The organism is Photorhabdus caribbeanensis (assembly GCF_018448885.1).
Classification (GTDB): Bacteria; Pseudomonadota; Gammaproteobacteria; order Enterobacterales; family Enterobacteriaceae; genus Photorhabdus; species Photorhabdus caribbeanensis.
Window position 1 is genome coordinate 1 of the sequence record NZ_RCWB01000163.1, and the last position, 287, is coordinate 287.

1 pseudogene is annotated in these 287 nt (G+C 47.4%); it reads right to left on the reverse strand.

Going from position 1 to position 287, the window contains the following annotated elements:
- Positions 1-181: pseudogene (locus EAE90_RS23480) on the reverse strand (hypothetical protein); the annotation flags it as partial.
- Between the last annotated feature and the right edge of the window lie 106 nt (positions 182-287).

The window sequence follows — 287 nt, forward strand, 5'->3', positions numbered from 1 at the left end:
ACTCCTCCCGAAAGCGCCGGTAACAGGCCAGAATGCGCTGTTTTTTCTCCTGAGTGTAACCTTGTTTAAAAAACAGGGTAATTGAGAGACCCAGACGAGAAACAGTCAGCCCATCGCCATTGAGGAAAGTAAACGCAGTCAGTTGTGATCTCAACTGGGTAAAGTCATCTACAGTTTCCATCATTTTCTCCGTAAGTTATGAGTCGGTGGATAATCTGTTATTCCCACATATTTGCCGCTTCCCGTACCAGATGCCAGAGGGTTGTGCCCGGTTCTGCACCTTCAAC